The organism is Pandoraea terrae (genome assembly GCF_902459695.1).
GTDB classification, from domain to species: Bacteria; Pseudomonadota; Gammaproteobacteria; order Burkholderiales; family Burkholderiaceae; genus Pandoraea; species Pandoraea terrae.
Genome location: NZ_CABPRZ010000007.1, coordinates 1 through 25027 on the forward strand (window position 1 = coordinate 1; position 25027 = coordinate 25027).

Genomic DNA, 25027 nt, shown 5'->3' on the forward strand with positions numbered 1-25027 from the left:
TGGTTCACCAGCGTGGCGCGCGCGCCGGCCAGCATGCCTTGCGCGGCGGGCGCCTCGGCATCGATGCGCCATTCGGGATGCGCCTTGAGCTGTTGCGCGTAGAACGCCGTCAGCCGCGAAGCCGTATCGGCCCATTCGCCCGGCGGCATGCCGGCCGGTGCGGACCACGCGGCGAGCAATTGTTGCGCGAGGAACGCCGGCTCGGTGCGCGCGGGCTCGGCCAGCATCAGGTAGGCCTTGAGCGCGTCGTAGCCGCGCTGGAGGGTGTCGGTATCGTGCACGCTGTCGTCGGGCAATTCGCCGAGGTCGGTGAGGACCAGGCCGAGCATGCGTGCGGCCGGGCGTTGCAGGTTGCGCTCGCTGACGATCCGGTAGGGCTGCCAGAGCGCGGCGAGCACGTCGTCCAGGCGCGACAGGCCGGCGCGCAGATGCCACGGCGCGCCATGCGCCTGGCGGTATTGGAGCATGACGATGGTCTGCTGCAAGGCCAACTGGGCGCGCAGCGCGTTGGCCGAGCCGGGCGCGGCTTCGAGCGCGACATCGGCGATGGTGCGCGCGTGTGTAATCAGTTGCCGATTGCCGGCGAACGAGACGATCAAGGCCACGCACCACGCGATGGCGGCCACCGTGATCAGCGTGGCGAGCGCGGTGGGCCAATCAAAGCCGACGCGTTTGCCGCGCATCTGGCGTGCGTTGCCGCCGATGTGCTGCCAGGTGGGTTGCATCGATGGCGGTTGGCGCACAGGCGGCCCGTCGTCTGATTCGGCATTGGGCTCGAGCTCCGCCGCACCGCCCACCGCAGCGGGTCCCGCAAACACCGGCGCGAACATCACGCCGTCCAAGGGTGCGCGCAGCCACTTCGAGGCCGTCAGCCCTTCCCAGCCCTTGACAACGCGCTCGCGCTGCTCGCCGATATACGCCGACACCTGCGCGAGGTACGGCATGCGATTGGCTTCGCCGCACAGCCACACGCCAAGCGTCCCCGCGTGCAGTTCGAGCGTGGTGAGCTGGCGCGCCAGCGTATCGGCGCAACCTTGGGCCGGGTGTCGGCCCGAACCCGAAATGAAGGCGCCGATGGCCTGGAATGCCTCGGGTTGTCTGCCGGTCGCCGGCACCGGATGCAACAGCGTCACCGGCGCGGCCCAGCCCAGGTCGGTCGCGATGGCGGCGAGCGTGCGCGCAAGTTCGCCATCGGGGCGGCTGGCGCGGTCGGCACGCATGACCTGGATCACGGTGTCCACCGGCCGGCGGCGACGCAGGCGGCGGATCTGCGAACGCCATGCGCCGGCGTCGATGTCTTGCGGGGCCGCGTGCAGCAGTACGGCGTGCTCGGTCAGGGCGAAGCCGGTCTGGCGCAGGCCCGGCGCGACGGCCTCCGTCAGCGCGTCGTCACCGGCCACGAGCAGCCACGGCAGGCGGTAACGCCAGCGGTAGCCGTGCTGGAGGCGAAGTTCGGCGCGCAGGTTGTCCAGTCGGGCGTCACGCTTTGGCGCCGCGCCTTTGGTCAAGGGGCCGATACCGGCCTGCCGCCGGAAAACCGCCCCGATGTTGCGAAACGCGCCATTGCGGGACGCGTACAGTTGCAGCAGGAGCGACACGCTGAGTGTGCCGAGGATCCACAACGAAGCGCTTTTTTGGTCTTCAACCTGCGGCGTTTGCACCCAATCGCCCTTGAACCAGACAAGGACCAACGCGATCGCGGCAATGGCCGTCATCAGCAGCGGGATGCCCCATGTCCGGATGGGCTTGACCTCGGCGACCGGGATATCCGCCGGTGCAAGGTTGGGCAAAAGTTTGAGGCTATTGGGTTCAATCTTCATGCGGGGGTTGCGGGTATGCGAACAGCACGGCCGACTCGACGGTTTGTGTTTGGTTGACGATCAATTGCGGACCCTCGGTGGCCGATTCGATGGCCGCAGCCACCGACAGCCAGCCGGCCGCCGCGCCCGCGTGACCGAGGATGCGGTCGGGATGGCGTTGCGCTTTCCAATCGGTGACAACGGCAAGCGAGGCTTGGCCGAACGCCCGAGCCAGCGCGGCGTCATGCTCTGCGCCCAAGCCGCTGATCCATGCGCACGCCACGGCCGCCGGCTCGGACTTGCCCCACAGCAGCGCCGTCGACAGGCCGTCGGCGAGCGCGTCTAACGGCGCGGCGGCGGGACGATGCAGGGCGGCGATCACAGGAATATCCGTCGGCAAGGGCCGTTTGCCCGGATCGAGCAACAAGGCGACCCCGCCCTCGGTGCTGCCCGCCGGCGGCGTGTCGTGCCATTCGGCTGCGATCACCAGCAGCGGACGTGTTTCGCCGGCATCGAGCCACGCGTCGGCAAGCATCAGGCCGGTGGTGACGGGCGCAAGGTCGCAGTCGAGCGCGTCAAGGCTGTACTCGGCAAGAACGGCGTGCAATTGCCGCAGGCGCGTCTGATCCGGATCAGGGGCGCTGCTCAGCAAACGGACTGCCGGTGCGAGCGCTGCGCCGCGCCGGGACAGGCGGTGCAGCGTGTGCGCCAGCGGGATGAAAAGTCGCGACAGGACATCGCCAAAACCGTCGCCCGGCATGGGAGGGGCTGGAGGCTCGGTCTCGGCAGTGTCATCGCCGATGGCTTGAATTGCTTCGGAAGTGTCGGTCGAGCCGATGGTGTCGATCTCCTCCACGGCCGCAGGTATCGGCTCGGGAAGCTGCGTGTGCATGACGAGCCCGTTTCCGCCCCCACCTCTGGGCTTCTGTGACTTGATGAGCACATTGCCCGCCGCGACGACCTGTGCGAGCGGCTCGCCGTCAAGCGGCAAGTAATAGGCGGCGGCAAGCACCTGCAACGGCCGTTGCGCATCGGCAACCCGTTTGCCAAGCCATGCCTGCCGATGCTGATTGTGATAGAGGGCATGCAGGTACTCGGTCTCATAGCCGGCACGTGCTATGCCAAGCAGCACGGCAAACAATGCATTGGGTGCACCGACAATCGACAACCAGAAACCGGCGCCGCTTGCGGGCACGCCGGATGGCCAGGCGAGCAACACCACGGCTGCACCGAGCGCGCAGCAGAGCACCCAGATGCCGAGCCACGGCAATAGCCGAGGTCCGCTGGCGGGGTACGGATGCGGCGGCCCCGCTTGTGACAGGTCGACCGGCATGCTCAGGCGATGTTCACGTTCGCGAGTGAGGCAATCAGCCGGCATCCGCACGCGCATCGGTAGTGGTGCAACGCGATCGGCACGCCCCGATCGGTGAAGCACGGATGGCCTTCGGCAATCGTGGTGCGGCCGTGCCGCTCGCATGTGGCCTCGTCGCCCTGGCGCGCCACGCGCCGACCGGCGAAATCCATGTCCGGCGAGCCGCTGGTGACATGGCCGCCGTGTTCGAGTGCGTCGCCGACGCGAATGGGGGGGTGCATCATGGCTACTTGGACCTAAATAGTTCCTGGCATGAGACGTCGTCCTCCAGGGACGGTGTTCAAAAGCATCAATAAAACCAAACTTTTGTTTGCAAATGTCATAGCAAAATCTTCTTTATTTCACGGGTATATTTCAGGCGCGCCGGGAATCCGTTGTCACCAACGTTGATTCTTTTCATGACCATGGCAACAATGTCTGACTCGGGAGTTTTTTCCTTGGCAGTGGATAAAATTGTGTGCACATCTTTACCCATTTCTCGCACGGATCGCGCGCCACTGCCCGCTATTGGCTCATTGATCGAAGCGGATTGACTCGACACTACGCATTGTGTCGTCGTCTGTACCAATGATGCCCAAGGTATCTGCGACGATCGAATACCGGCCATTGCTCAAAACGGCCCAGAAGCAGTCTCCACCCATGGCATGAAAGCCTGTTTCCGGATCGTCAATTCCGCACGAGATCGTCGCACGCATTCCATTCCATCCGTTACGGGAGAAGTGTTCGACGTCGACCGGAACGCCTCGGCCATATGTTGTCACCCATTTGCCATCCTCATTCTCAAGAAATCCGGCCTCATTGCCTGCAACCTCTTCAAGTGGGCCTTCGACGCGTGTAAAGTTGATCAGGTAATCGCTGTTGCCCATGTCGCGTCCGACCAGTCGAACACAAGGATGTCGTTCTCCGGTCCCGCACGTTTTCGCACGCCGGTTCTCCAAATAATCAAACGAGAAGCCGAGTTTGGGGTCATGCCACGTCTTCCAGCCCGCCTGCTTCACCTTTTTCAGCGCAGCCAGGCGCTCGCGATAGCGCTGCGCGAGGCAACTCCTGTCTGCGCACCGATTACGCTCCTTAACCCACGCTCGTTGCGAAGCCATCACCGTGGGCTGATCGGCGGCGCGATCAAGCGTATCGTGATATGCAGCGCCAAGATCGGCGTCAAGCGCATTTAGCGTTTTGTCCGAGCAAATCATGCGTTCGACCGGCGTCTTTGCGAGGCTGCAATTGAAGCTTGCCGCATGTGCCGACAGCGCTAGCACCATCAAGATGCCGCCAGCCCACCAGTGGACGCGAGAGTTTTGCTTCATCCATTTGCTCCTTTCTTGCCCTATTCGTTTGTAATGACCCAGCAGAACCTGGATACGTAGGCGGCTAATACGAATGCGTCGGCCGAGCGCATCACGTTCAGCGCTAAGTGCGATTGATGATTGAATCAAGTCGGCGAGTATTTTTCATTCCTCGTTAAAGCGTATCGACTTGATCATCTCCATGAAGAGGTCGTAGCTGAGGCCTTCTTCCAGATTGGTGGTGCGTTCGCGTAGCAGACATGCTCCCGCTAAGTGCGCCGACATTTTTGTGTTGCCGATCAACATGGAGATACAACGGTACGTTGGCGAATAGATCGTGCATTGAAATTCCTTGCTCCGACTCTTTGAATAGACTTCCTCGGCCATCCAGCCATGCCAGTTGACGCCGGAAATAGGCGTGATCTCGGTGCTCACGAGGTTGTCACACACGTTGCCGAAGCCGGCGTTCGGCCGCATTCGCACGCCGTCGACCGTTGGGGCGAATGCTGACGAACGTTGTTCTAGCCGGCGTTCGAGCCCGCTGGGTTTGATAACAATATCAATGGATTTCGTTCGTTCTTCCGGATCCTCGCCGTATTCGTAGCTCAGATTCATCACGGTTAGGCCCTTTTTATAGGAACCCGCACAGCCCGGCCCAATTTTCTGATCGCGGAAAGTCTCCAGCGCCGGATAGAACAGCGTCATGCCACACCGCTCAACGAACTCGGCCGGCAAGGGCTCCATTACCTCTGCGATGTCTTTGGCAAACGCCGGGCGCGGCGTAATCGTTGCCTCCTGCGCCGGTGCAAGCATGGGCATGCAGCCCAGGACCATCACGAGCCAGCGCGCCAATGTCATGCGAAAATGCGTCTTCGTCATTTCTTCTGCTCCTGTTGGCTATCGTCCGTTTGCCTGACCAAATCCCGATCGGCAGGCATACTGGGCAAGTCACCCAATATGAAGTTCGCATAGCGGAAGAACTGCTTACGCGCCACAGGACCGTTGGGATTAATGCCATTGACCGGCACGGATATCGCGTGAACGTTGTCATCCTCCACGCCGAGATCGGCACGGCGACTGATATTCCTGCCCCCTCGGCTTGCTCCTATGTCTTTTGAAACCATCCACTTGCTGACCCAAAAATATCCGGCGGAATCCGCAGCAACAAACGCATCCGTTGAAATGAGCTCGCACTTGGGGTCGGTCGTGAAGTCAGACTTGCGAAATCGTCCGTACTTCCTATAGTTACCTCGCCCGGTCAGGTGAATCAGCCCACGTCCACGAAATCTCGCACCATCGCCGGGCTGCGTGTTTTCCAGTTCCTCTGCCTTTTGCCTAGCTTGCGCGATACGCATTTTGATATAGTCTTCACGGCTATATTTCACCGCCTTCTTTTTCGCCTTCAGGCTATCGAATGCGGCGCCAGCTTCCTGCTCCGTCAATACTTCGTACTTGGTGCGAAAATAGTTATCGCCGCCATATTCAACAGTCGAGCGCAAAGCACCGGTTTCCTTGAAAATTTGCGCCAGGAAGTGCGCTTGCCGTTGCGGATCGGTGAATCCATATTTCGGCCACATGCGATTCATGGCGAGATACATATTGGGAGGCATGAAGCCTAGCTTGCTAGTCTCGCCGTCCTGCCATCGATCCACTGCCGTGCCCCACTCAATTAGTCCCCCGGCCTCCACGGACGACTTGCGCGGCAGCATCTGCGCCAATTCCGGCAGGCTGCGCCACCCGCATTTCCTGAAATGCCGAATGAACGCCAGCGGATGGAAGAACCAGAGCTTTTCCCCTGGGGTAAGCCCAGTCTCGTCCCAGAACTGGAGCGACTCAACCCGCTTGAGAAGGTTGCCGTAGCCCTTTTCGTCGCCCTCGAAGTGCTCGCCCGGCGCCTTCAGCTTCCCGAAACGCTGCTCGTTGTTCGAGCTGTCCCATTCGCTCGGCGCTTCGCAGATGAACCCCCGCAGTTGTTCGCGCACGCCCTTTGTCGTTCTCACGTAACGGGCCAGTGCTTCTGCCTTCTTGCCGCTCTCGGTCCGCGCCAGCGCTTCCGGCATATAGCGCTCCTTGGCGTTACACATGAGTGCCTTCAAGGCATCGATGTCGCACAGCCCGTCGGCATCGAACGGACCGTTGGCCTCGTCGAGCTTCTGCCAGCCCTTGAAGAACGGGAAATCCGCATCGGACAGCTTCTTGATTTTCGCGTTGTTGATGTCGACGTAGCCTTGCTTGTCGTCGTCAAAGGTCACGCGCATCCACGTCGCACGCTCGCCTTCCGGCAACTTGTCGGACTTGCTGAGTATCCGCCCGAAGCGAAGCAGTTCATAGCCGTCGCTCGGGCACGTCTTGTACAACGCCATGGCACGGTCGTAGAGCGTGTATTCGTAATCCTTCTCGGCCTGCGCCTGCAGTCTTTCGAGGGGCTGCCCGGACTTGTCTGTACCCGGCTGCGCCATCGTCAGCAGCCTCAATTGCCCGTTGCCCTCGTCACGCCAGACCTTGGTGTATTTCTGGCCCTTGTGAAACCACGCTTCGACGTACAGCGTGGCTTTGTTCTTGTCCACTTGCAGCTTCTCGAATGCAATGTCACCGAGCTTACCGTTTGCGTCCGCGTCCGGCGGCAACGGGAAGAACTGGGTGTCCTCCGGGATCACGAAGTAGCTGTGCCCCCAATAATCCGACGTCGCGGGCGTTACGACCTGCTCTTTGCCCAACTGGGTCGGACCGAAATACTCATCGAAATCCTTCTTCGTCATGAAGATCTCGAAGTGCAGGTGCCTCCAACCCTGGCACGCACCGCGCAAACCGAGTACGTCCTTGCGCTGCACCTTCATCAAGCCATTGCCCGCTTGCGCCGGGGGCGGTAATAATTCATCCCGGTTGCCGCCGGGCGATTTCGTGCGCAAGAACTCAGGCAACTGCTGTTTGGTGACGTCAATTGGATAGCTATCCAAATCGAGCAGGTGCATATAGAGCGAATAGAACGTCAACGCGCGCCCCTCCCCCGTCTCGGTCGTGTGCTTGAGCAGCACGAAACCGGCGTTGCTGTCCGCCTTGCTGTCGCCGCCATCAATGGCAAACTCGCACACCCGATACGCGACCACTTCGCCGTCGGCAATGGCGTGCACCCGCTGGTCCAGTATGTCCGACTTGAGGTGAATACCTGTGTGCCGCCGCCGGTCCAGCGCAACCGGATAAATACCATGGTCCTGCTCATACTTGTCGACCGCGTCCATCAGCGGATCGGTCGAGAACGCATCGTTGGAACTCACGCCCACTGCGGGCAGAAATGGGGGACTGATAATCATGGCGTTAGCGCGTCAGGGTATAGTTTTCGGTTGTCTTGAAGTTGCTCTGCGGCAGATCGGGATACGGGACGGCAAGATCCGCCGGCCCCTCGAACCTGAACGACGCGGCCCTGACCCTGAAGTCGCCCGGGCAGTTGAACACCACGCTGCCGTCCTCGATCGTGAAGCAAGCGCCGCCGCTGGCCATCGCGGCCTTGCTGCGACCGGCGATCAGCACGTCCTGCTCAGTACTGGCGACATGCAGCTGCTTCGCGGCGAACAAATCCAGCCCGTCGGTCTGCGCCTGGATCTCGACCTTGCCCTTGGCAGCAAATAACTTCAGCCCGAGCTTGTGCGCGCACAACGAGATCAGATCGCCCGCCGCTAACGTGAAACGCTTCATCGCACTGACGTCGACATGCCTGCCCGCCGTCAGCATCACGTTCTCACCGGCGGCGTGCTGGATCGAGCGCGGTGTCGTCAGTGCGATACCGCCTGGCGCGCTCGCGATCAGTCCGGCGTCCTTGAGCTGTTCCAGGGCCTCCTTCAGGCTGGTCTGCGTGGCCTCATCCGCAGGCGTGGCCTTCGCAGCGGTACTCGCCTCCACCAGCGCCGTGACCTGGCGCAATGCCGACTGCAGCTGCGCCAGCGCGGCCGGCATTTCCAGCTGCGGTGCGTCGGGGCTGGACAAACCATCGGCCGAGATCAGCACCCCTTTCGCGCCGCGCACGGCCGCCCAGCCTTGCGTGGTGGCCTCGAACCCTTCCCCGCGCCGCTTCTTGTCGTGGGTGACCAGATAGCCCAGGCTGACCGAAGACTTCGCAAACACCGTGGCGACCTTGACGCCCTCCTGCCCCTTGTAGTCCTCCATGCGGATGTCCGCACCGCGCAGCGGCGTGCGCCAGATCGAGCGCGTATTCCAGCCGTCGATGCCATACACCACATCGGTGCGGGCGTAGTCGTGCGCCGCGCCCAGGATGATCGGCCGGTCGATGTCGCCGCCGGTGAAGCCGACCAGCACCTCCGTGCCGGGCAGTTTCGGCGAATGGAACCCGCCCCGGTACGCCGCCGACGGCTTCATCAACCGCGTCGGCTTGCTGCCGAAACCGGGCTTGGTCTTGCGCCAGTCGAAGCCGAACTTCAGGAAATAGCGCCCGTGTTCGTCCGGATGCGCGTAGCCGTCGTCGTAGCGCGATTCGATCACCGCCTTCACCGGCCCCGGCATCCAGCGCCAGTGCTGGTGCGGGTCGTATTCCGGGCGAAACGGCAGGTGCGACGGCATCGCCTCGAACTCGTTGCTGAACGGCTCGGCGCGCCCGCCCTGGCAAATCAGCTTCGTGATGACGAAGCCGTACTTGGCGTCGGGCAGCGTGTGGTTCGTCAGACGCACCACCATGCCCGGCGTCATGCCCACGACGTTGCTGGTGCCCTTGTAGACGGTCTGCCGCGCAATCTGCTCGTCGCGGCGCAGCTCGGCCACCGTCTGCGCCGCGTCGGCGGTGCGATGATGTTCGGCGCTGCGCCGCAGCGTGCCGGCGACCGACCGATCCTCATACGCGATCTTCGACTCCGCAGCGAGCGGGTCCTCGGGCGTGCGGTAGTTGTGATCCCACACACTGACGGTCTCGGGCACGCTCGTGCGGATCGTGCGCAGCGTCTGGATCGACTCACGCCCCACGCTTTCGAGCCCGGCATGCGCAGCCAGCGGCACCTCCAGCGCCCGCATATAGCCCTTGGCCGAATCGCCGAACACCAGCGTGTCGCGATATGCGCCCTTCGCGTCGTCAGCATGTTTGATGTAGTAATAGAGGCCGTACTTGCGGCAAATCCGTGAGATGAAATGCTCGACCGTCTCCTCATACATCAGCACTTGCTCAAACTGCTGGGCGGACGCCTCAAACGCGAACTCGACATCGGAGTGCACGAACGTCTGGCGATCGACGATCGATGCCTTGATCACCTCGCGCAGCGACGTCTCGAGAAACACGCGTGAATCGGCGGTCTGGCGCAGCAGCGCGAAGCGCGGTTCGAGGCGCAGCCGATACGTCGCTTCATCTCGGCTCGACGAGACGTGTTCCCACTGCGTGACCACGCCGTGCCAGGTGCGCAGCGCATTGCGCTCGGCCGTCATCCACGCGGTCTCGGCAGTTTCGTCTTCAAGGCGCAGCATCGCCCAGCGGCCGATGCAATCTGCGCCGGGCAGATCCTGCACGGGCGAGGTCACAACGATATCGGCCATGAAACTGCCGTTCATCTCGTCTTCAAGTCGAAAGCGCACCACCGACAACGGAAAATCCGTGCCGGGAATCGTGAGGTAAATGTGTTGGGTAGGCTGGGTGAGAAGGGACTTCAGGTCTGCTGCTGCGTCGGGGAGTGTCTGCATCGCGCCGGGGGGAGAGTTCAATGACGGACGAACGACACGGCGGCGCACTCTTTGGGGCGCTGTCACTCGCATCGTCAGGACTCGAAACGATATCAACGCCCCGGCGCATGCGTCTATGGGCAAAGGCCCAAATTCGCCAGCCCCTCTCTCAGAACACAAGGCGACGCATCCGACCACTTCATGCGACGATTCCTAAAATGCCGCGAATTCAACGGATTCGGCCGTCCGGCAATTGCATACTCCCTCCCCTGCCCCTATGCTGATTCCGTCGCGCAAACAAACGCGACCGGGTTTGACAGCCTGTACATGCCAGAGATGCACAATCGCCGTCTGCGTCTGTGCGTGGCCTCTCATCGGTGTCAGCGACGGGCGGGCCTAAGCAGGGAGGCCCTTGGGCCTGCCGTTTCTCTCTGGGGTGTCGGTCTGTCAACCTTGCTTTGTGCCCGCCCACCCATTCTTAGGGTGGGTGGTGCGATTCTCACCGCACCTGCAGGAGACTTTTATGCATACGAGCGCAGCTCACATCGCCCCGGACCCGCAAGCCATTGTCACCATGGCCGTTGATCGCCTTGGCACGTTGACGGAACGCATTGTCGCGATGGTATCGGCAACCACTGTCGACCATATCGAATCGCTGGTCGAACCGTACCGTTCGGCGTTTCTTGAGCAACTGGAGGAACTGGCGACGGAAGCCAACGAGCTGACCTGCGATTTGCGCGAACGCACGCGCTAACAGCGGCATTTCGGCAATGGGTGAGACATTGCCGTCACTCATTGGGCCTCAATTTATGAGATTTTGCCCGGGGCACATAAATACACAGAAACAGAACATTTTTGTCAACTTTCCGTATAGAATTTTTGCCAGCCAGCGATTACTTGACATATACTGAACAAAAATATCCAGTTTTTGTTTATCAAAGATGATTGCTCGTTCGCTCCTAACCACCCTGGACCGCTGGGACAAGGCAGGAATCTGGGCCTACTCGTCACACACGTTGCGTCTTCTATTTCCGGAAGACGAGCGGACCATGTTGCGCGCCCTGACCCGGCATCAGGAAAGCGGAATCATCGAACGTGTTGCCCGGGGGCTGTATATCAATCCACGGGCACGGTCGCTGCCTCCCGATCTTCTTGGCGCATTGGTGCCGTTCTTGCGACCTTGGGATTTCAACTACCTGAGCCTTGAGTCCGCACTTTCCCAAGCTGGCTTGATCTCGCAAATCCCATCGCGACTCACATTGATGACGACCGGGCGAAGCCAGACATTCAACACGCCGTACGGGACGCTGGAATTCACCCACACGTCTCAAAAACCTGACCAATTGCGAGATGAGATGATTTTCGACAATCAACGCGACTTTGCCGTTGCCACCCCGAAGCGTGCCTTGCGAGACCTGAGGCGCGTTGGACGAAATCTTGATCTTGTGATGCCGATGGAATCTACCGATGCCACTTCGTACGCAAACTGATCTGCTCACATTGGCGGGGCGCTACGCCAACGAGCGCCGCGTGCCAGCCAGCACCATCATCAAGGAAATCCTGCATTACGAGATTCTGTTCGCGTTGACCCAGAGCGGCGCGGCGTCACACCTCGCGTTTCAGGGCGGCACGGCGCTTCGCTTGTGCTATCAAGGCACGCGCTATTCGGAAGACCTCGACTTCGCTTGCGGGAAGCATTTCGCGCCCGAAACGATGACGCCGTTCGCCGACGTACTGCGCAAGGAAATTGGCGACGCCTACGGTTTGCAGGTCGACATCAGGGCACCCAAGGAAAAAGCGCCGAGCGACGGTGTTACCGTTTCGCGATGGAGCGCCAAGGTGCACGTTCCTCAGGCAGATCCAAGCGTTGCGCAAAACCAGGTGATCAACATTGAGGTCGCGAGCGTACCCGCGCACGATGTCGATCTCGTGGCCGTGGCTGCAAACTATCCCCACCTCCCGTCGGAACTTCGCCAACTGATTGTCGCGGCAGAAACGCCAAATGAAATTCTTGCGGATAAACTCGTTGCACTGGGCGCGCGTCCGTTCTTGAAGGCCCGCGACCTTTGGGACATCAAGTTCCTGAGTGACCGGCGGATCGCCCCGAACATCGCGCTGATCGCCGCCAAACTGTCGGATTACGGGTGGACCGAACAGCGGTTCAAGGAAAAGCTGGAGGCAAAGCTGATTGAGTTGGCTGCGCCAGACACTGTAAAAGCGTTTCATCAGGAGATGAGTCGCTTCGTCGACGCGGGTGTCGCTTCACAGTTAGCGAATGCGGCGCTTGTCGCTGGCTTCTTACGGCGATCCCGAGAGCTCGCTATCGCATTGCTGTCTGCGAATCTGAGCGTTCAGAACAACATCACTTAGAAATTCTTGATTGTGAACGGCCTGACCGCTTTTCAGACCGTTCCAAGACACCAAGCTTTGCTTCGGTAACCGATGCAATGACAATAAACCCGCCCACTCCGCGACCTTTTCGTCTTCCGCAGATCCGCGCAGACCTTGAATCTCTATCTATCGTCAATCGTGAGGTCTGTCGCACCGTCCGCACGCTTCTGCGCGCGCCTGCATCGCATCGTCAAAGCCTCTGTGCTTCCTCCGAGCGTTGGGGAATTGGCGCTCCAGTTGCCGCGCGACATCCGCATCCCCCTTCTTTCGTGCGACAGCGTCGACGGGGGAATAGCCGTTTATCGCCCTTTCCAAACGCGGCCTTCCCACGGTTGCGAATTCGTAATTCTCTTCTTCGTCACGATCGGCGGCGACGACTTCCTCACATGCAGAAGCAGATTTCAACGCCTCCCCATCGCGCCCCCCTTTCCTGTTCGCTTTAATGCTTTCAAAGCCGTCTTCAGCCGCATCCCAATCGTCATAGGAAGAATCTCGCGCAAACCTGTCATGCCCCTTGGCATAATCCGGCACCGCCATCGTGGCCAAGGCAACAGCCACGACTGCACAAATCAGCGTCGGACGCAGCGCACCCGTTTTTGGAAAGATATTCCGCATGCATTTATTCCTGAACATGAATCAAATCTCGGTCACTTTGAGTTACCTCATCAATGACCAAGCAACTAACGCATCACGCGTCATATCCACGCGATTGCGAGAGATCCGAAGTCTAAATTCGGAATATCGCCACGATCTCGGAATGCCCCTATTTACGGGAGTTTTCTTATACACACAAAAAAACCCCGCCACCGTGCGGTGTGCGGGGTTCTCGTGAGGTGCCTGCATCGCAGGCCTGAACTCAGGACTTCTTCTTCGGCTTCTCGCCGTTGTCGATCTCTTCGAGCACGTCGCGGAACTCCGAGACGTCTTCGAAACTGCGATAGACCGATGCGAACCGGATATAGGCGATCTTGTCGAGACGCTTCAATTCGCGCATGACAAGCTCGCCGACACGTTGGCTGACCACTTCACGCTCTGCGCCCGCCAACAGCTGGTACTCCACGCGCGCAATCGCCGCGTCGAGCGCTTCGGCACTCACCGGGCGCTTGCGAATCGCCAACTGCATGCTGGCGCGCACCTTGGCGCGGTCGTACTCCGCGCGGCTGCCGTCTTTCTTGACGACGGCCGGCATGGTGAGCTCGACCCGCTCATATGTCGTGAAACGCTTGTCGCATGCGGGACAGCGGCGACGGCGCCGGATGGCGGCGCCGTCTTCCGCTTCACGCGAGTCGATGACTTGCGTGTCCTCGTGCCGGCAGAACGGGCAGAGCATGCGGCGCGCCTGCTACGCTCAGCCGTAAACCGGGAAGCGACGGGTCAGCTCAGCCACCTTGGCACGCACTTCGGCCAGGTTGGCGGCATCTTCCGGCTTTTCCAGCACGTCGGCGATCAGGTTGCCGACCAGTTCGGCTTCGGCTTCCTTGAAACCGCGCGTGGTCATCGCCGGCGAACCCAGACGGATACCGCTCGTCACGAACGGCTTTTCCGGATCGTTCGGGATCGCGTTCTTGTTGACGGTGATGTGCGCTTCGCCCAGCGCGGCTTCCGCAGCCTTGCCGGTGATTTGCTTGGCGCGCAGATCGACCAGCATCACGTGCGACTCGGTGCGGCCCGACACAATACGCAGACCGCGCTTGACCAGCGTCTTCGCCAGCACGTCCGCGTTCTTGACAACTTGCGCCTGATACTCCTTGAACTCCGGCGACAGCGCTTCCTTGAACGCCACCGCCTTGCCGGCGATCACATGCATTAGCGGACCGCCCTGGATACCCGGGAAGATGGACGAGTTGATGGCCTTCTCGTGCTCGGCCTTCATCAGGATCACGCCGCCGCGCGGGCCGCGCAGGCTCTTGTGCGTGGTGGTCGTGACGAAGTCGGCATGCGGCACCGGATTCGGATACACGCCCGCGGCGATCAGACCGGCGTAATGCGCCATGTCGACCATGAAATACGCGCCAACCGACTTTGCGATCTGCGCCATGCGCTCGAAGTCGATACGCAGGGCGTAAGCGGACGCACCCGCGATGATCAGCTTCGGCTTGTGCTGGTCGGCAAGCTTGGCGGCCGCTTCGTAATCGATTTCTTCCTTCTCGTTCAGGCCGTAGCTGACGACGTTGAACCACTTGCCGGACATGTTCACCGGCGAACCGTGCGTCAGGTGACCGCCGTGCGCGAGGCTCATGCCCATGATCGTGTCGCCCGGCTTGAGCATGGCGAAATACACGCCCTGGTTGGCCTGCGAGCCCGAGTTCGGCTGCACGTTGGCGGCTTCGGCGCCAAACAGCTGCTTCACGCGCTCGATCGCCAGCGCTTCGACCTGGTCGACGAATTCGCAACCGCCGTAATAGCGCTTGCCCGGATAGCCTTCAGCGTACTTGTTGGTCAACTGCGAACCCTGCGCTTCCATGACGGCCGGGCTGGTGTAGTTTTCCGAGGCGATCAGCTCGATGTGATCTTCCTGACGCTGGTTTTCTTTCTGGATGGCGGCCCACACATCGGGATCGATGGCGGCAACGGTGGATTTGGCTTTATCGAACATGGCTTTTCCGCTGAGATGAACAGATTTTCCGGGAAGAACGGTGCAAGATGCCTTCTTTTATGTGCAAGAAAGCAATAGGCAGGGCAGCACCGCCATCACGGCTGCCCAGGCGAACGGCAAAAAACACCCCAGCGCTTCCCGGTGGGTTGATCCACCTCAGGCGTGCCGAGGGCACACCTTAATCGCCAGTCACGCGGGGTTTGTGGCGTCCATAGTGTATGCGAGCTTAGGATGTTAGGCAACCGGCCCACGCCGTGGGCCGTCGCCGCCGGGGTCAGGCGCGCGCCTGTGCCGTGGTGTCCGGGGATTCGCCTTGTGCGGCGCTCCCCGGAACCGCCGCACCGGCGGCGGTCTGCCCAATACCCGCCGCCAACACGCCCAGCGCCGCCGAGGCGAGCCGGGAAAACGCCGAATCGGCGCGGCTCGTCAGGATGACCGGGGCGCGCGTTCCCAGCACCAGCCCCGCGCATTCGGCATGTCCCAGATAAACGAGCGATTTGTACAGGGTGTTGCCCGCTTCCAGATTGGGCACGAGCAGGATGTCAGGGTGCCCCGCGACCGGCGACTCGATGTGCTTGATGCGCGCCGACTCCGCCGAAATCGCGTTGTCGAACGCCAGCGGGCCGTCCAGCACCCCGCCCGTGATCTGCCCCCGGTCGGCCATCTTGCACAACGCCGCGGCGTCGAGCGTGCCGGGAATCGCTGGATTCACGGCTTCCGTCGCCGACAGAATCCCGACATACGGCCTGGCAATGCCGATGGCCCTCGCCAGATCGATGGCGTTCTGCACGATGTCGCGCTTGACCAACAGGTCCGGCGCAATGTTCACGACGCAATCCGTCATCATCAGCGGCTGCGCGACGTCCGGCAGGTCGAACATGAAGACATGCGAGACGCGCCGCGCCGTGCGCAAACCGGTCTCGCGGCTCACGACCACGCTCATCAGTTCGTCCGTGTGCAGGCTGCCCTTCATCAGGGCGTGCGCTTCGCCGTCCATGACCAGCGCCGCCGCCTTGCGTGCGGCGGCCAGCGGATCGTCCGGCGTGTCGACGATCACCGCGCCGCCGAGTTCGAGCCCGGCCTCGGCGGCCGTCGCCTCGATGCGCGCGCGCGGCCCGACAAGCCGCAGTTCCGCCAATCCCTGCGCCGCCACGTCGAGACTCGCCGACAAAGCCAGTGCCTCGCACGGATAGGCCACGGCGATCACCGCCCCGCGGCCGGACGCGCGCGCGATGAGCGCCTGCAAATGGGGATAGGCGTATTGAGCCCGCGCCCCGCCATTTTGCGGCTGGGATCCGGGCTGCGTTGGTGGTGACTTGCCCTGCGAACGGCCAGGCGAGTCCGACGGGTGAAGCGGCTGCGGGTGCGACATGTCTCCTCCGGTCGCGCCCGTACCATGGATGACGGCCGCCCATGCGGCCGCGCCGGCGGGCGCGTTAGAACGTTTTGGCCAGATCCTGAGCCGCCGTCTGCAGACGCGGCACGAACTCGAGCGCGCGCGACAGCGGCGTACGGGACACCGGCGCGTGCACGGCGATCGCGGCCAGCGCTTCGCCCTGCGCGCTCACGACGGGCGCCGCCACGCAGACGATGCCCGCCACGAATTCCTCGTTGTCGACGCCGATCTGCTTGTAGGCGATGCGGTCGAGCTCCGCCTCAAGCATTTCGACATCGGTAATCGTGTTGGCCGTAAAGCGATCGAGCTTCAGTTGACGCACCAGCGTCGCGCGCTCGTCTTTCGGCAGCAAAGCCATCAACAACTTGCCCGATGCGGAACAATGCACCGGCACCTGCGAACCCGGCTTCAGGTCCAGGCGCAACGGCCACGGCGCTTCCATGCGATCGAGATACAGCACCTCGGTGTTATGCAACATGGTCAGGTTGCAGGTCTCGCCGAGATCGCCGACCAGCCGGCTCAGGATCGCGTGACGCTGGCGCCGCCCGCCCGAATGCATGACGATCCGCATACCCAGCTGCGCAAGCCGCGGCCCAACCGCATAGGCATTCTTCGCCCCCGGCTCGCGAATCACCAGCCCGCCCGCCTCGAGGGCGCTCAGCATCCGGTGCAGCGACGCCTTCGGCGCGTCGAAGTCCTGCACAATCTCCGCGAGCGTCAGCGGACGGTCCGCGTGGACCATGTGTTCAAGCAGCGCAAATGCCCGCAGGGTGGGCGTGTCAGCTTTGTTCATGCCGTCTTCCGTTCCGAAAAATGAAACGGCTCCATTGTACCGGTTGACGGCCTCCCCCTCCCCGCGGACTTGGGATTCATTCCGAATTTTTTCGGTGTTTACCCGGTTCTCCCGCGCCCCCTCAACAGGCGCCAACGCCTCGCCCCGCAAGGCTTCCTGGCCTGCGGTCGGCGTGTTGCCAGTCATAGGGGGACGGATGACGGATCGCATGAAATGCACTATCGTTGACAAATACATTTTTGTCAACGAATCGTCCCGAAAAAATTTTTTGTAACGGGTATTGCCATTTTGTTTTTGATGCCCAAGAATTATTCGTACGATTTGTTCCACATTTTTCAAAAGAGCTTCGGAAACAGATCCGCGGCCCCGATCGGGGGACCGCGCCACCGCAGGCAACCCGCGCCCGTCGCGACCGTCGCACCCTTTTCGCCACACTTTCTGGCTGCTTGGACTTATTTCTGACAGGAGACACACCATGGACAATCGCAAGGTCATTCAGGGCAAAACGAAGATGACGCCGTCTGAAGCGTTCGTCGAAACGCTGGTCGCCAACGGCGTGACCGACGTGTTCGGCATCGTCGGCTCGGCCTGCATGGACGCCCTCGACATCTTCCCGGCCGCCGGTATCCGCTACATCCCGACGGTGCACGAGCAAGGCGCCGGGCACATGGCCGACGGCTATTCCCGCGTCTCGGGCCGCCATGGCGTGTGCATGGCGCAAAACGGTCCCGGCATTACGAATTTCGTCACCTCGATCGCCGCCGCGTACTGGGCGCACAGCCCGGTGGTCATGATCACGCCGGAATCGGGCACGATGACGATGGGCCTCGGCGGCTTCCAGGAAACGGAACAGTTGCCGATCTTCTCGAAGATCACGAAATTCCAGGGCCACGTGAACAACCCGCGCCGCATGGCCGAGATCACGGCGCGCTGCTTCGACCGCGCCATGCTCGACATGGGGCCGACGCAACTGAATATTCCGCGTGACTACTTCTACGGCGAATACGAGTACGAGATTCCCTCGCCGATCCGCATCGAAAACGGCCCGGGCGGTTTGCAGGCCCTGACGGAAGCAGCCGACCTGCTCGCTTCGGCGAAATTCCCGGTGATCCTGGCCGGCGGCGGCGTGGTGATGTCCAACGGCACGGACGCCGCCGTGGGCCTCGCTGAATTGCTCGATGCCCCGGTCGTCAACAGCTATCTCCACAACGATTCGTTCCCGGCAAGCCATCGCCTGTGGTGCGGCCCGCTCGGCTATCAGGGCTCGAAGGCCGGCATGAAGCTGATGGAAAAGGCCGACGTCGTGCTCGCGCTCGGCACCCGGCTCGGACCGTTCGGCACGTTGCCGCAGCACGGCCTCGATTACTGGCCGAAGAACGCGAAGATCATTCAGGTCGACGCCGATCCGAAGATGCTGGGCCTCGTGAAGAAGATCTCCGTGGGCCTGTGCGGCGACGCCCGCTCCGCAGCGCTGGCGCTGGCCGAACGCCTGAAGGGGCGGACGCTGACTTGCCACGGCAACCGCGACGCGCGCCTGGCCGACATCGCGAAGGAAAAGGCTGCGTGGGAAGGCGAGCTGAACGAATGGACGCACGAGCGCGATCCGTACAGCCTTGACGTGATCAAGAACGCCAAGGAAATGCACCCGCGCCAGATGCTCCGCGAGTTGGAAAAAGCCATGCCGAAGGACGCCATGGTCTCGACCGACATCGGCAATATCTGCTCGGTCTCAAACAGCTACCTGCGCTTCGAGCAACCGCGTTCGATGTTTGCCGCCATGAGCTTCGGCAACTGTGGCTATGCGTTCCCGGCCATCATCGGCGCCAAGGTCGCCGCGCCGGATCGTCCGGCCGTGGCCTATGTCGGCGACGGCGCCTGGGGCATGAGCTTCGGCGAAATCCTGACTTGCGTGCGTGAAAACATCCCGGTCACGGCCGTGGTGTTCCACAACAAGCAGTGGGGCGCGGAAAAGAAGAATCAGGTCGACTTCTACAGCCGTCGTTTCGTCGGCACGGATCTGGAAAATCCGAGCTTTGCCGCCATCGCACGCTCGATGGGCGCGCAAGGCGTGACGATCGACAGCCTGCAGGATGTCGGCCCCGCCCTCGCCGCCGCATGCGCTGCGCAGAAGGAAGGCAAGACGACCGTGATCGAAGTGATGGTCACGCGCGAACTTGGCGATCCGTTCCGCCGCGACGCGCTGTCGATGCCGGTCCGTTTGCTCGAGAAGTACAAGGACTTCGTCTGAAACTGAAAGTCCGCCGAGCCGTCCGTATCGGGCGGCCCGGCCGCACGGCGCCGCTTTACCGGCGGCGCCGTGCACCTGAAGGCTGTACCCTGTTCGTGCGCGAACCCACGACGCGTGCGCGCGATGCGCGCAAAACGGCAATATCCCCCGACCGTATCACCCGATCGCAAGACGCCGGCCGAATGACTCGGAATAGAGCGTTTGTTACAGGTATTCAGGAGGCAGTGTGGTAGTCGTTCAATGTAATTTTGCGGGTCCTTCCCGCGCAGATTCCCCCCATGTCGTCGCGACCGGCATCTTGCCGCCGGACTCGCCCATCCCGTTTGGCCACGAGCCACCCGCAACACCCCGGCAGCCGGCGCAACGTCACTGACGCAGCGCCGCAGACCGCGGACATTCACTGAATTTTTCCGCGTTTTTTTCTGAATTCACTCGGCTTCATCCGAGCGTGTGGACACGTGCGCGTCGTGTATTGACCGATGTTGCGCTCACCGTGCGCATCCGCCGCTGCAAGGCGGACTCGGGGCACCCTGGCGCCCCGGGCGCGCGCACACCCGCGTTCTCGCCGCATGAAGCCGTCCTGCCCGACAGATCAAGGAGGTCGGCATGCTAAACCATGAAAAGCGCTCCCCGCAGCAGTTGCAGCACAGTTTGAAACAACGCCACATGAGCATGATCGCGCTGGGTGGCGTGATCGGTGCAGGTTTGTTCGTCGGCAGCGGGGTGGTCATCCACGCGGCCGGACCGGCGGCGATTGTGTCGTTCCTCATTACCGGTGCACTCGTCGTGCTGGTCATGCGCATGCTTGGCGAAATGGCCTGCGCCCTGCCCGCCGTCGGCTCGTTCTACGAGTATGCCCGGCTCGCATGGGACGACAAGCCCGGCGGCGGCGAACTCGCCGGATTCCTCACCGGATGGATGTATTGGTATTTCTGGGTCATCGTCGTGGCGGTCGAGGCCGTGGCCGGCGCATCGCTGATCCAGTTCTGGCTGCCGGACATCCCCGCGTGGGCCATCAGTCTTGTCCTGCTGGTGGTGCTGACCGGCACGAACCTGGTGTCCGTTTCCTCATATGGGGAATTCGAATTCTGGTTCGCATCGATCAAGGTCGCGGCCATCGTGGTCTTCCTGCTGCTTGGCGGGCTGTTCGTGTTCGGGCTTTGGCCGCACACGGTGGCCAGCACCGGCCACCTGTTGTCCCACGGCGGATTCATGCCGAACGGCGTCGGTCCGGTACTGGCGGGTGCGGTGGCGGCAACCGGCTTCTACTTCGGCGCGGAAATCGTGACGATCGCTGCCGCCGAGGCGAAGGAGCCCCAGCAGGCAGTGGCGCGCGCCACGAATTCGGTGATCGGCCGCGTACTGTTCTTCTATATCGGCTCGATCCTGCTGGTGGTGATGCTCGTGCCCTGGGACTCCGCCGGCATGGCCACGCCTTACGTGAGCGCGCTCGAAGCCATGCGTATCCCGGCGGCCGCGCACATCATGAACGCGGTGGTCCTGACGGCCGTGCTCTCCGCGCTCAATTCGGGGCTGTACGCGTCGTCGCGCATGCTGTTCGCGCTGACCCGGCGCGGTGACGCACCCAAATCGCTGGCACGCCTGAACAAGCGCGGCGTGCCGGTCCGGGCCATTTTGATCGGTACTGTTTTCGGCTACGCGGCGGTCGTCATGTCGTATGTCTCGCCCGACACAGTGTTCGCGTTTCTCGTCAATTCGTACGGCACCGTCGCGATTTTTGTCTATGTCCTGATCGCGTTCTCGCAATTGCGCCTGCGCCGCCGGCTCGAGCGCCACTCGCCAGGCAAGCTTCGTGTGCGGATGTGGTGCTTTCCGTATCTGACTTACGTGGCCATCGCGGGCATGCTCGGCATTGTCGGCGCAATGGCCTTCCTGCCGGACCAGCGCACGCCGCTCGCGCTCGGGGTCGTCAGTCTCGCCGTTTTGCTCCTCGCCTACACGGTGCGCTCGATCTGGCGCAAGCTGCGCGCGCCCGATCCCGGGTTCGAGATCTAGGCCCTAAGGACTTTCCCTCCCCCCACCCGCCCGCCGTGCATGCATGGCAGGCGGGTGCTGGCACACGCGCGCTGGCTCCCGTGCTGGCTCACACGAACGGGGCCAACTGGCCCTAACGCCAGCGCCAGCCAACTGATTCAATGACAAACAACAGGCTGTCGTGGCGGATGCGGCGTTTGCCGCCCCTGCCGCGCGCCTTGCCGCATTCCCCCATAGATAACGGAGACTATTTCGATGGACAAGACCCACCAGCCTGCCAACGGCGCCGACTTCCTCAAGGCTTTCAGCGATGCCTGGAACCGCCACGATCTCGACGGCCTGATGACCTTCATGGCGGACGACTGCGAGTTTCACGCCGCCGCCGGCCCCGAGCTGCTGGGCAAGACGTTCAAGGGCCGCGCGGCCGTCCGCGAGGGCTTTGCGCTGGCCTGGCAAACGTTCCCCGATGCCCAGTGGCTCGACGGCGATCACTTCGTCTGCGGCGACCGGGGCGTGTCCGAATGGACCTTCGTCGGCACCAAGGCCGACGGCACCCGTATTGAAGCCCGCGGCGTCGACGTATTTACGTTCCGCGACGGCAAGATCGCCGTCAAGAATGCGTTCCGCAAGGACCGTCCCCCGGTCGCCGGCGCACAGCGCTGATCCGGCGCGCCCCCCGATCGATGCGAACAGAGGCAGCCATCATGCACATGACGCTCAAGCCCGCCAACTCCACGCGGTTGGCCACTGGCGCGACAGCGCCCAGTTCGGCGTACGACCCGCAATACGATCCGCTCGTCGCCGACAATCCCGGCCGCGGCCGCGACTACGCGCCCACGTACTGGGTTGCGACGGCCGGCCCGGCCCCCGAGGATGACGGGCCGGTCACGCACGACATGGACGTCGACGTCGCCATCATCGGCGCGGGCTTCACCGGGCTCGTCGCCGCGCAGGAGTTGGCGCGGGAATATGGCATCAAGGCCACGGTGCTCGAAGCCAATCGCGTCAGTTGGGGTTGCACCAGCCGCAATGGCGGGCAAGCGCAGAATGCGTCGGGACGTCTGTCGCGGTCCCAGTGGATCGCCCGCTGGGGCGAAGACGTCGCCCTGCGCATGCATGCCGAAATTCGCGACGGCTTCGACTATTTCAAGGGCCTGATCCAGAGCGGCAACATCCAGTGCGATCCGCAGCCGGGCGGGCATCTTTATATTGCGCACCGCCCGTGGGCGCTGGAAAAGCTGCGCAGTGAGTCCGAAGTGCTGAACAAGGTATTCGGCTATCCCACGCGCATCCTCGACCGGGCGACGGTCGCGCGCGAGTATCTGGACGACGCCGAATGCTGCGGCGCAATGCATGAGCCTGACGGCATCGGCGTACATCCGCTCAAGCTGGCGTACGGTTACCTGCGCATGGCGCGCGAGGCCGGCGCCACGGTGCATCCGTCGAGCCCGGTCACAAAGTGGGAAACCCGCGACGGCTTGCATTACCTGACGACGCCGGGCGGCGTGGTGCGCGCGCGCGCCGTGGGCGTGGCGACCGGCGGTTACACGTCGCAGACGCTGAACCCGCTGCTGCGCAACAAGATCATGCCGATCCTGTCGAATTCGATGGTGACGCGCCCGTTGACCGCGGCGGAACTCGACGCCTGCAATTTCCGGACGACGGAAGTCATCACCGACACGCGCACGTTGCGCTTCTATTACCGCCGCTTGCCCGACAATCGCGTGCAGATTGGCAGCCGCAGCGCGATTACCGGCATCGATGCACCTGCGGCGCGCCATCAGCAGTTGCTGATCGAGGGCCTGGGCCGGAAATTCCCGGCGCTCAAGGGCATCCAGATCGACTATTCGTGGTGGGGATGGGTCGACGTCAGCCACGACATGATGCCGCGCATTACCCAGCCCGATCCCAACCAGACCGCGTACTACGCGATGGGCTACGGCGGCAACGGCGTCATGTATTCCGCGCAGGCGGGCCGCCGGCTTGCCCAATGGATCGCCGGCCAGGGGCGCTCGCTCGATCTGCCGATCTTTACGTCGCCGTTGCCCGGGCATGTCTTCGCACCGTTCCGCCGCATCGGCCAGCGCATGTTGTTCCATTGGTATCACTTCCGCGACGAACGCGCCTGAAAGCCGGTGCCAGCCTGCGCAATTGCCGATGTGCAGGCGTTTCGATGACGCGTGCCGAGACACGCGTACCGCGCAGTGTTGATGACCGTGGCTGAGTGGGCGGCCACGGTCTTTTTTATGACGGACATCGCATCGCATCCTCGAGCAGACGATCCTGGCGAAGTGCGATGGCCCTTGCCCGCGCCGCATGTAATGTCGCCCAACGCTTAACCCAGCCGTGGCCGAGGCGACGAACGCAGTCTTCCCGCCGTGCGATCATCAATGCTGCCACCTCGTCCTCGCGGCGCCACGCCAGTGTGTCGTCCGGCGCCGGGTCGGCCCGGCAGTCGGCGACGACAGCCGCAATCGCGCTGTCGGAGATCCGCTGCAACCGGTACGCCATCTCGACAGAAATCGACAGCGCACTGCCGCTGTCGGCGAGGGTTGCAACGTCCCGGTCCGGATCCACCGCCCGCAAACGTTCGACGCACGTTTCCAACTGTCGTCCATAGGGCAGCACGCCGGGACCGGCCAGCGGCCCTGACGGCAGCGACGGACCGAACGCTGCATCGGCTCGCGCAAAATGCTGCTCGATGGGCGCCAGTGAGCGCAACTGTGCCCGCTGCGAGACGACCACCTCGAAATTGTCTTCCTTGAGTTGCCCCTGGAAACCCATCTGCAGGGCCGCACCGAAATCGAGGGTCATGCCGCGCGGCGCCCCCGTCGCGTCGGCGCAATAGCCGAAATTCTCCATATGGCAGTTGAGCGGGTCCCAGTTACCGATCCACAACGACGCCAGATAGTGCCGCTCCTGCTCGTTTCGATAGGCGACGGGCAATAGCCGGTTCAAGGCTTCGAGCGCGGCAAAACGGCGCGCGTGGGCGGCGCGATGGCGCGCTGCCGCGTCACCGGCAAGTTGCCAGAATGGCCGGCCGCCACAGCATTGCTGCATGTGGTGCTCGGCGGCAAGCGCAATGGCGCACAACGTATCGTAGTTTTCGGAAGCGTCCGGGAAGGCGCGCACAATGGCAGCCCGTGCATGCGGGCCCGTCAACCAATGCCCTAAGTCCTCGAAGGACTCGACCCATTCGGAGGCCAGATAGACCTTGTCGGGGATTTGCGTGCCATCCACCCACTGAGAGCAGTGATCGGCCAGCCGCACAGGCGGCGTGCGCAGCCCCGTCAAGGCAAACAGCGCCCCTGCCAGCCGCTCCTCTGCCGCGTGTTTGCGGCTGGTGCATGACTTCACGCGATAGATGTGCGTAGCCCCGTTTCCGGCGCGCAACGCCACGCGAAGGTAAGCAGTCGGCGAGCTGCCTGCCGGGCGAAGGCGGCCGACGTCAGCCCGCCGTGCGGTTGTGCAATCGAGAACGCCAGGCGTAAGCTGCACC

General features: G+C 62.6%; 20 protein-coding genes and 1 riboswitch. Of the genes, 7 read left to right on the forward strand and 13 right to left on the reverse strand.

What is annotated here, in order from left to right; all coding sequences use genetic code 11:
• The 7 genes from PTE30175_RS09755 to PTE30175_RS09790 form a co-directional block, all read right to left on the reverse strand.
• Positions 1-1820 (reverse strand): ImcF-related family protein (locus PTE30175_RS09755; protein ID WP_224788684.1); only part of this gene is annotated, 1820 nt, incomplete at its 3' end.
• The gene (locus tag PTE30175_RS09760; RefSeq protein WP_150696877.1) at positions 1810-3132 is read right to left on the reverse strand and encodes a hypothetical protein; all 1323 of its coding nucleotides are present in this window, start codon (positions 3130-3132) and stop codon (positions 1810-1812) included. The genes PTE30175_RS09755 and PTE30175_RS09760, both read right to left, overlap by 11 nt.
• Positions 3133-3134: 2 nt before the next feature.
• A complete protein-coding gene (locus tag PTE30175_RS09765) occupies positions 3135-3395 on the reverse strand; it encodes a PAAR domain-containing protein (protein WP_420819620.1) in 261 nt (86 codons plus the stop codon).
• A gap of 288 nt (positions 3396-3683) precedes the next feature.
• Complete coding sequence (locus PTE30175_RS09775) at positions 3684-4607, reverse strand: lysozyme inhibitor LprI family protein (protein ID WP_150696879.1); 924 nt, start codon at positions 4605-4607, stop codon at positions 3684-3686.
• 15 nt (positions 4608-4622) lie between these two features.
• On the reverse strand, positions 4623-5336 hold the full coding sequence (locus PTE30175_RS09780; RefSeq protein ID WP_150696880.1) for a hypothetical protein: 714 nt from the start codon (positions 5334-5336) through the stop codon (positions 4623-4625).
• Positions 5333-7696, reverse strand: coding sequence for a hypothetical protein (locus tag PTE30175_RS09785; RefSeq protein ID WP_191628965.1), 2364 nt, complete (start codon positions 7694-7696; stop codon positions 5333-5335). The genes PTE30175_RS09780 and PTE30175_RS09785 overlap by 4 nt, the downstream gene beginning before the upstream one ends.
• Positions 7697-7772: 76 nt before the next feature.
• Positions 7773-10130: a type VI secretion system Vgr family protein gene (locus PTE30175_RS09790; protein WP_150696881.1), complete on the reverse strand. Its 2358-nt coding sequence runs from the start codon at positions 10128-10130 to the stop codon at positions 7773-7775.
• Between the two features lie 502 nt (positions 10131-10632).
• Here PTE30175_RS09790 and PTE30175_RS09795 point away from each other — a divergent pair.
• The 3 genes from PTE30175_RS09795 to PTE30175_RS09805 all read left to right on the forward strand — a co-directional run bounded on the left by PTE30175_RS09795 (position 10633) and on the right by PTE30175_RS09805 (position 12479).
• Positions 10633-10863, forward strand: coding sequence for a hypothetical protein (locus PTE30175_RS09795; RefSeq protein ID WP_150696882.1), 231 nt, complete (start codon positions 10633-10635; stop codon positions 10861-10863).
• Between the two features lie 187 nt (positions 10864-11050).
• Positions 11051-11599, forward strand: a complete 549-nt coding sequence (abiEi, locus tag PTE30175_RS09800; RefSeq protein ID WP_150696883.1) for a type IV toxin-antitoxin system AbiEi family antitoxin — start codon at positions 11051-11053, stop codon at positions 11597-11599.
• Entirely contained in the window at positions 11577-12479 is a 903-nt protein-coding gene (locus PTE30175_RS09805) for a nucleotidyl transferase AbiEii/AbiGii toxin family protein (RefSeq protein ID WP_150696884.1), read from the forward strand. Before abiEi ends, PTE30175_RS09805 begins: the two co-directional genes overlap by 23 nt.
• Positions 12480-12632: 153 nt before the next feature.
• On the opposite strand, the gene PTE30175_RS09810 is transcribed toward PTE30175_RS09805, so the two are convergent.
• The 5 genes from PTE30175_RS09810 to PTE30175_RS09830 form a co-directional block, all read right to left on the reverse strand.
• Positions 12633-13133 carry a hypothetical protein gene (locus tag PTE30175_RS09810; protein ID WP_150696885.1) on the reverse strand — a complete coding sequence of 167 codons (501 nt, stop codon included), beginning with the start codon at positions 13131-13133 and terminating at the stop codon, positions 12633-12635.
• A gap of 223 nt (positions 13134-13356) precedes the next feature.
• On the reverse strand, positions 13357-13830 hold the full coding sequence (gene nrdR / locus PTE30175_RS09815) for a transcriptional regulator NrdR (RefSeq protein WP_150696886.1): 474 nt from the start codon (positions 13828-13830) through the stop codon (positions 13357-13359).
• Positions 13831-13848: 18 nt separating this feature from the next.
• Entirely contained in the window at positions 13849-15096 is a 1248-nt protein-coding gene (glyA, locus tag PTE30175_RS09820) for a serine hydroxymethyltransferase (protein WP_150696887.1), read from the reverse strand.
• Between the two features lie 96 nt (positions 15097-15192).
• Positions 15193-15299: riboswitch (ZMP/ZTP riboswitch) on the reverse strand.
• 71 nt (positions 15300-15370) lie between these two features.
• Entirely contained in the window at positions 15371-16468 is a 1098-nt protein-coding gene (locus PTE30175_RS09825) for a bifunctional enoyl-CoA hydratase/phosphate acetyltransferase (RefSeq protein WP_150696888.1), read from the reverse strand.
• Between the two features lie 64 nt (positions 16469-16532).
• Complete coding sequence (locus tag PTE30175_RS09830) at positions 16533-17285, reverse strand: IclR family transcriptional regulator (protein WP_150696889.1); 753 nt, start codon at positions 17283-17285, stop codon at positions 16533-16535.
• A gap of 475 nt (positions 17286-17760) precedes the next feature.
• Here PTE30175_RS09830 and xsc point away from each other — a divergent pair, with 475 nt between their 5' ends.
• The 4 genes from xsc to PTE30175_RS09850 all read left to right on the forward strand — a co-directional run bounded on the left by xsc (position 17761) and on the right by PTE30175_RS09850 (position 23657).
• The gene (gene xsc, locus PTE30175_RS09835; RefSeq protein WP_150696890.1) at positions 17761-19533 is read left to right on the forward strand and encodes a sulfoacetaldehyde acetyltransferase; all 1773 of its coding nucleotides are present in this window, start codon (positions 17761-17763) and stop codon (positions 19531-19533) included.
• A gap of 606 nt (positions 19534-20139) precedes the next feature.
• Positions 20140-21549, forward strand: a complete 1410-nt coding sequence (locus PTE30175_RS09840; RefSeq protein ID WP_150696891.1) for an amino acid permease — start codon at positions 20140-20142, stop codon at positions 21547-21549.
• Positions 21550-21783: 234 nt separating this feature from the next.
• A complete protein-coding gene (locus PTE30175_RS09845) occupies positions 21784-22191 on the forward strand; it encodes a nuclear transport factor 2 family protein (protein WP_150696892.1) in 408 nt (135 codons plus the stop codon).
• 47 nt (positions 22192-22238) lie between these two features.
• Positions 22239-23657, forward strand: coding sequence for an NAD(P)/FAD-dependent oxidoreductase (locus PTE30175_RS09850; protein WP_150697095.1), 1419 nt, complete (start codon positions 22239-22241; stop codon positions 23655-23657).
• A 115-nt stretch (positions 23658-23772) separates the two neighbouring features.
• Here PTE30175_RS09850 and PTE30175_RS09855 read toward each other — a convergent pair whose 3' ends face one another.
• On the reverse strand, positions 23773-25026 hold the full coding sequence (locus PTE30175_RS09855) for a hypothetical protein (RefSeq protein WP_150696893.1): 1254 nt from the start codon (positions 25024-25026) through the stop codon (positions 23773-23775).
• Between the last annotated feature and the right edge of the window lies 1 nt (position 25027).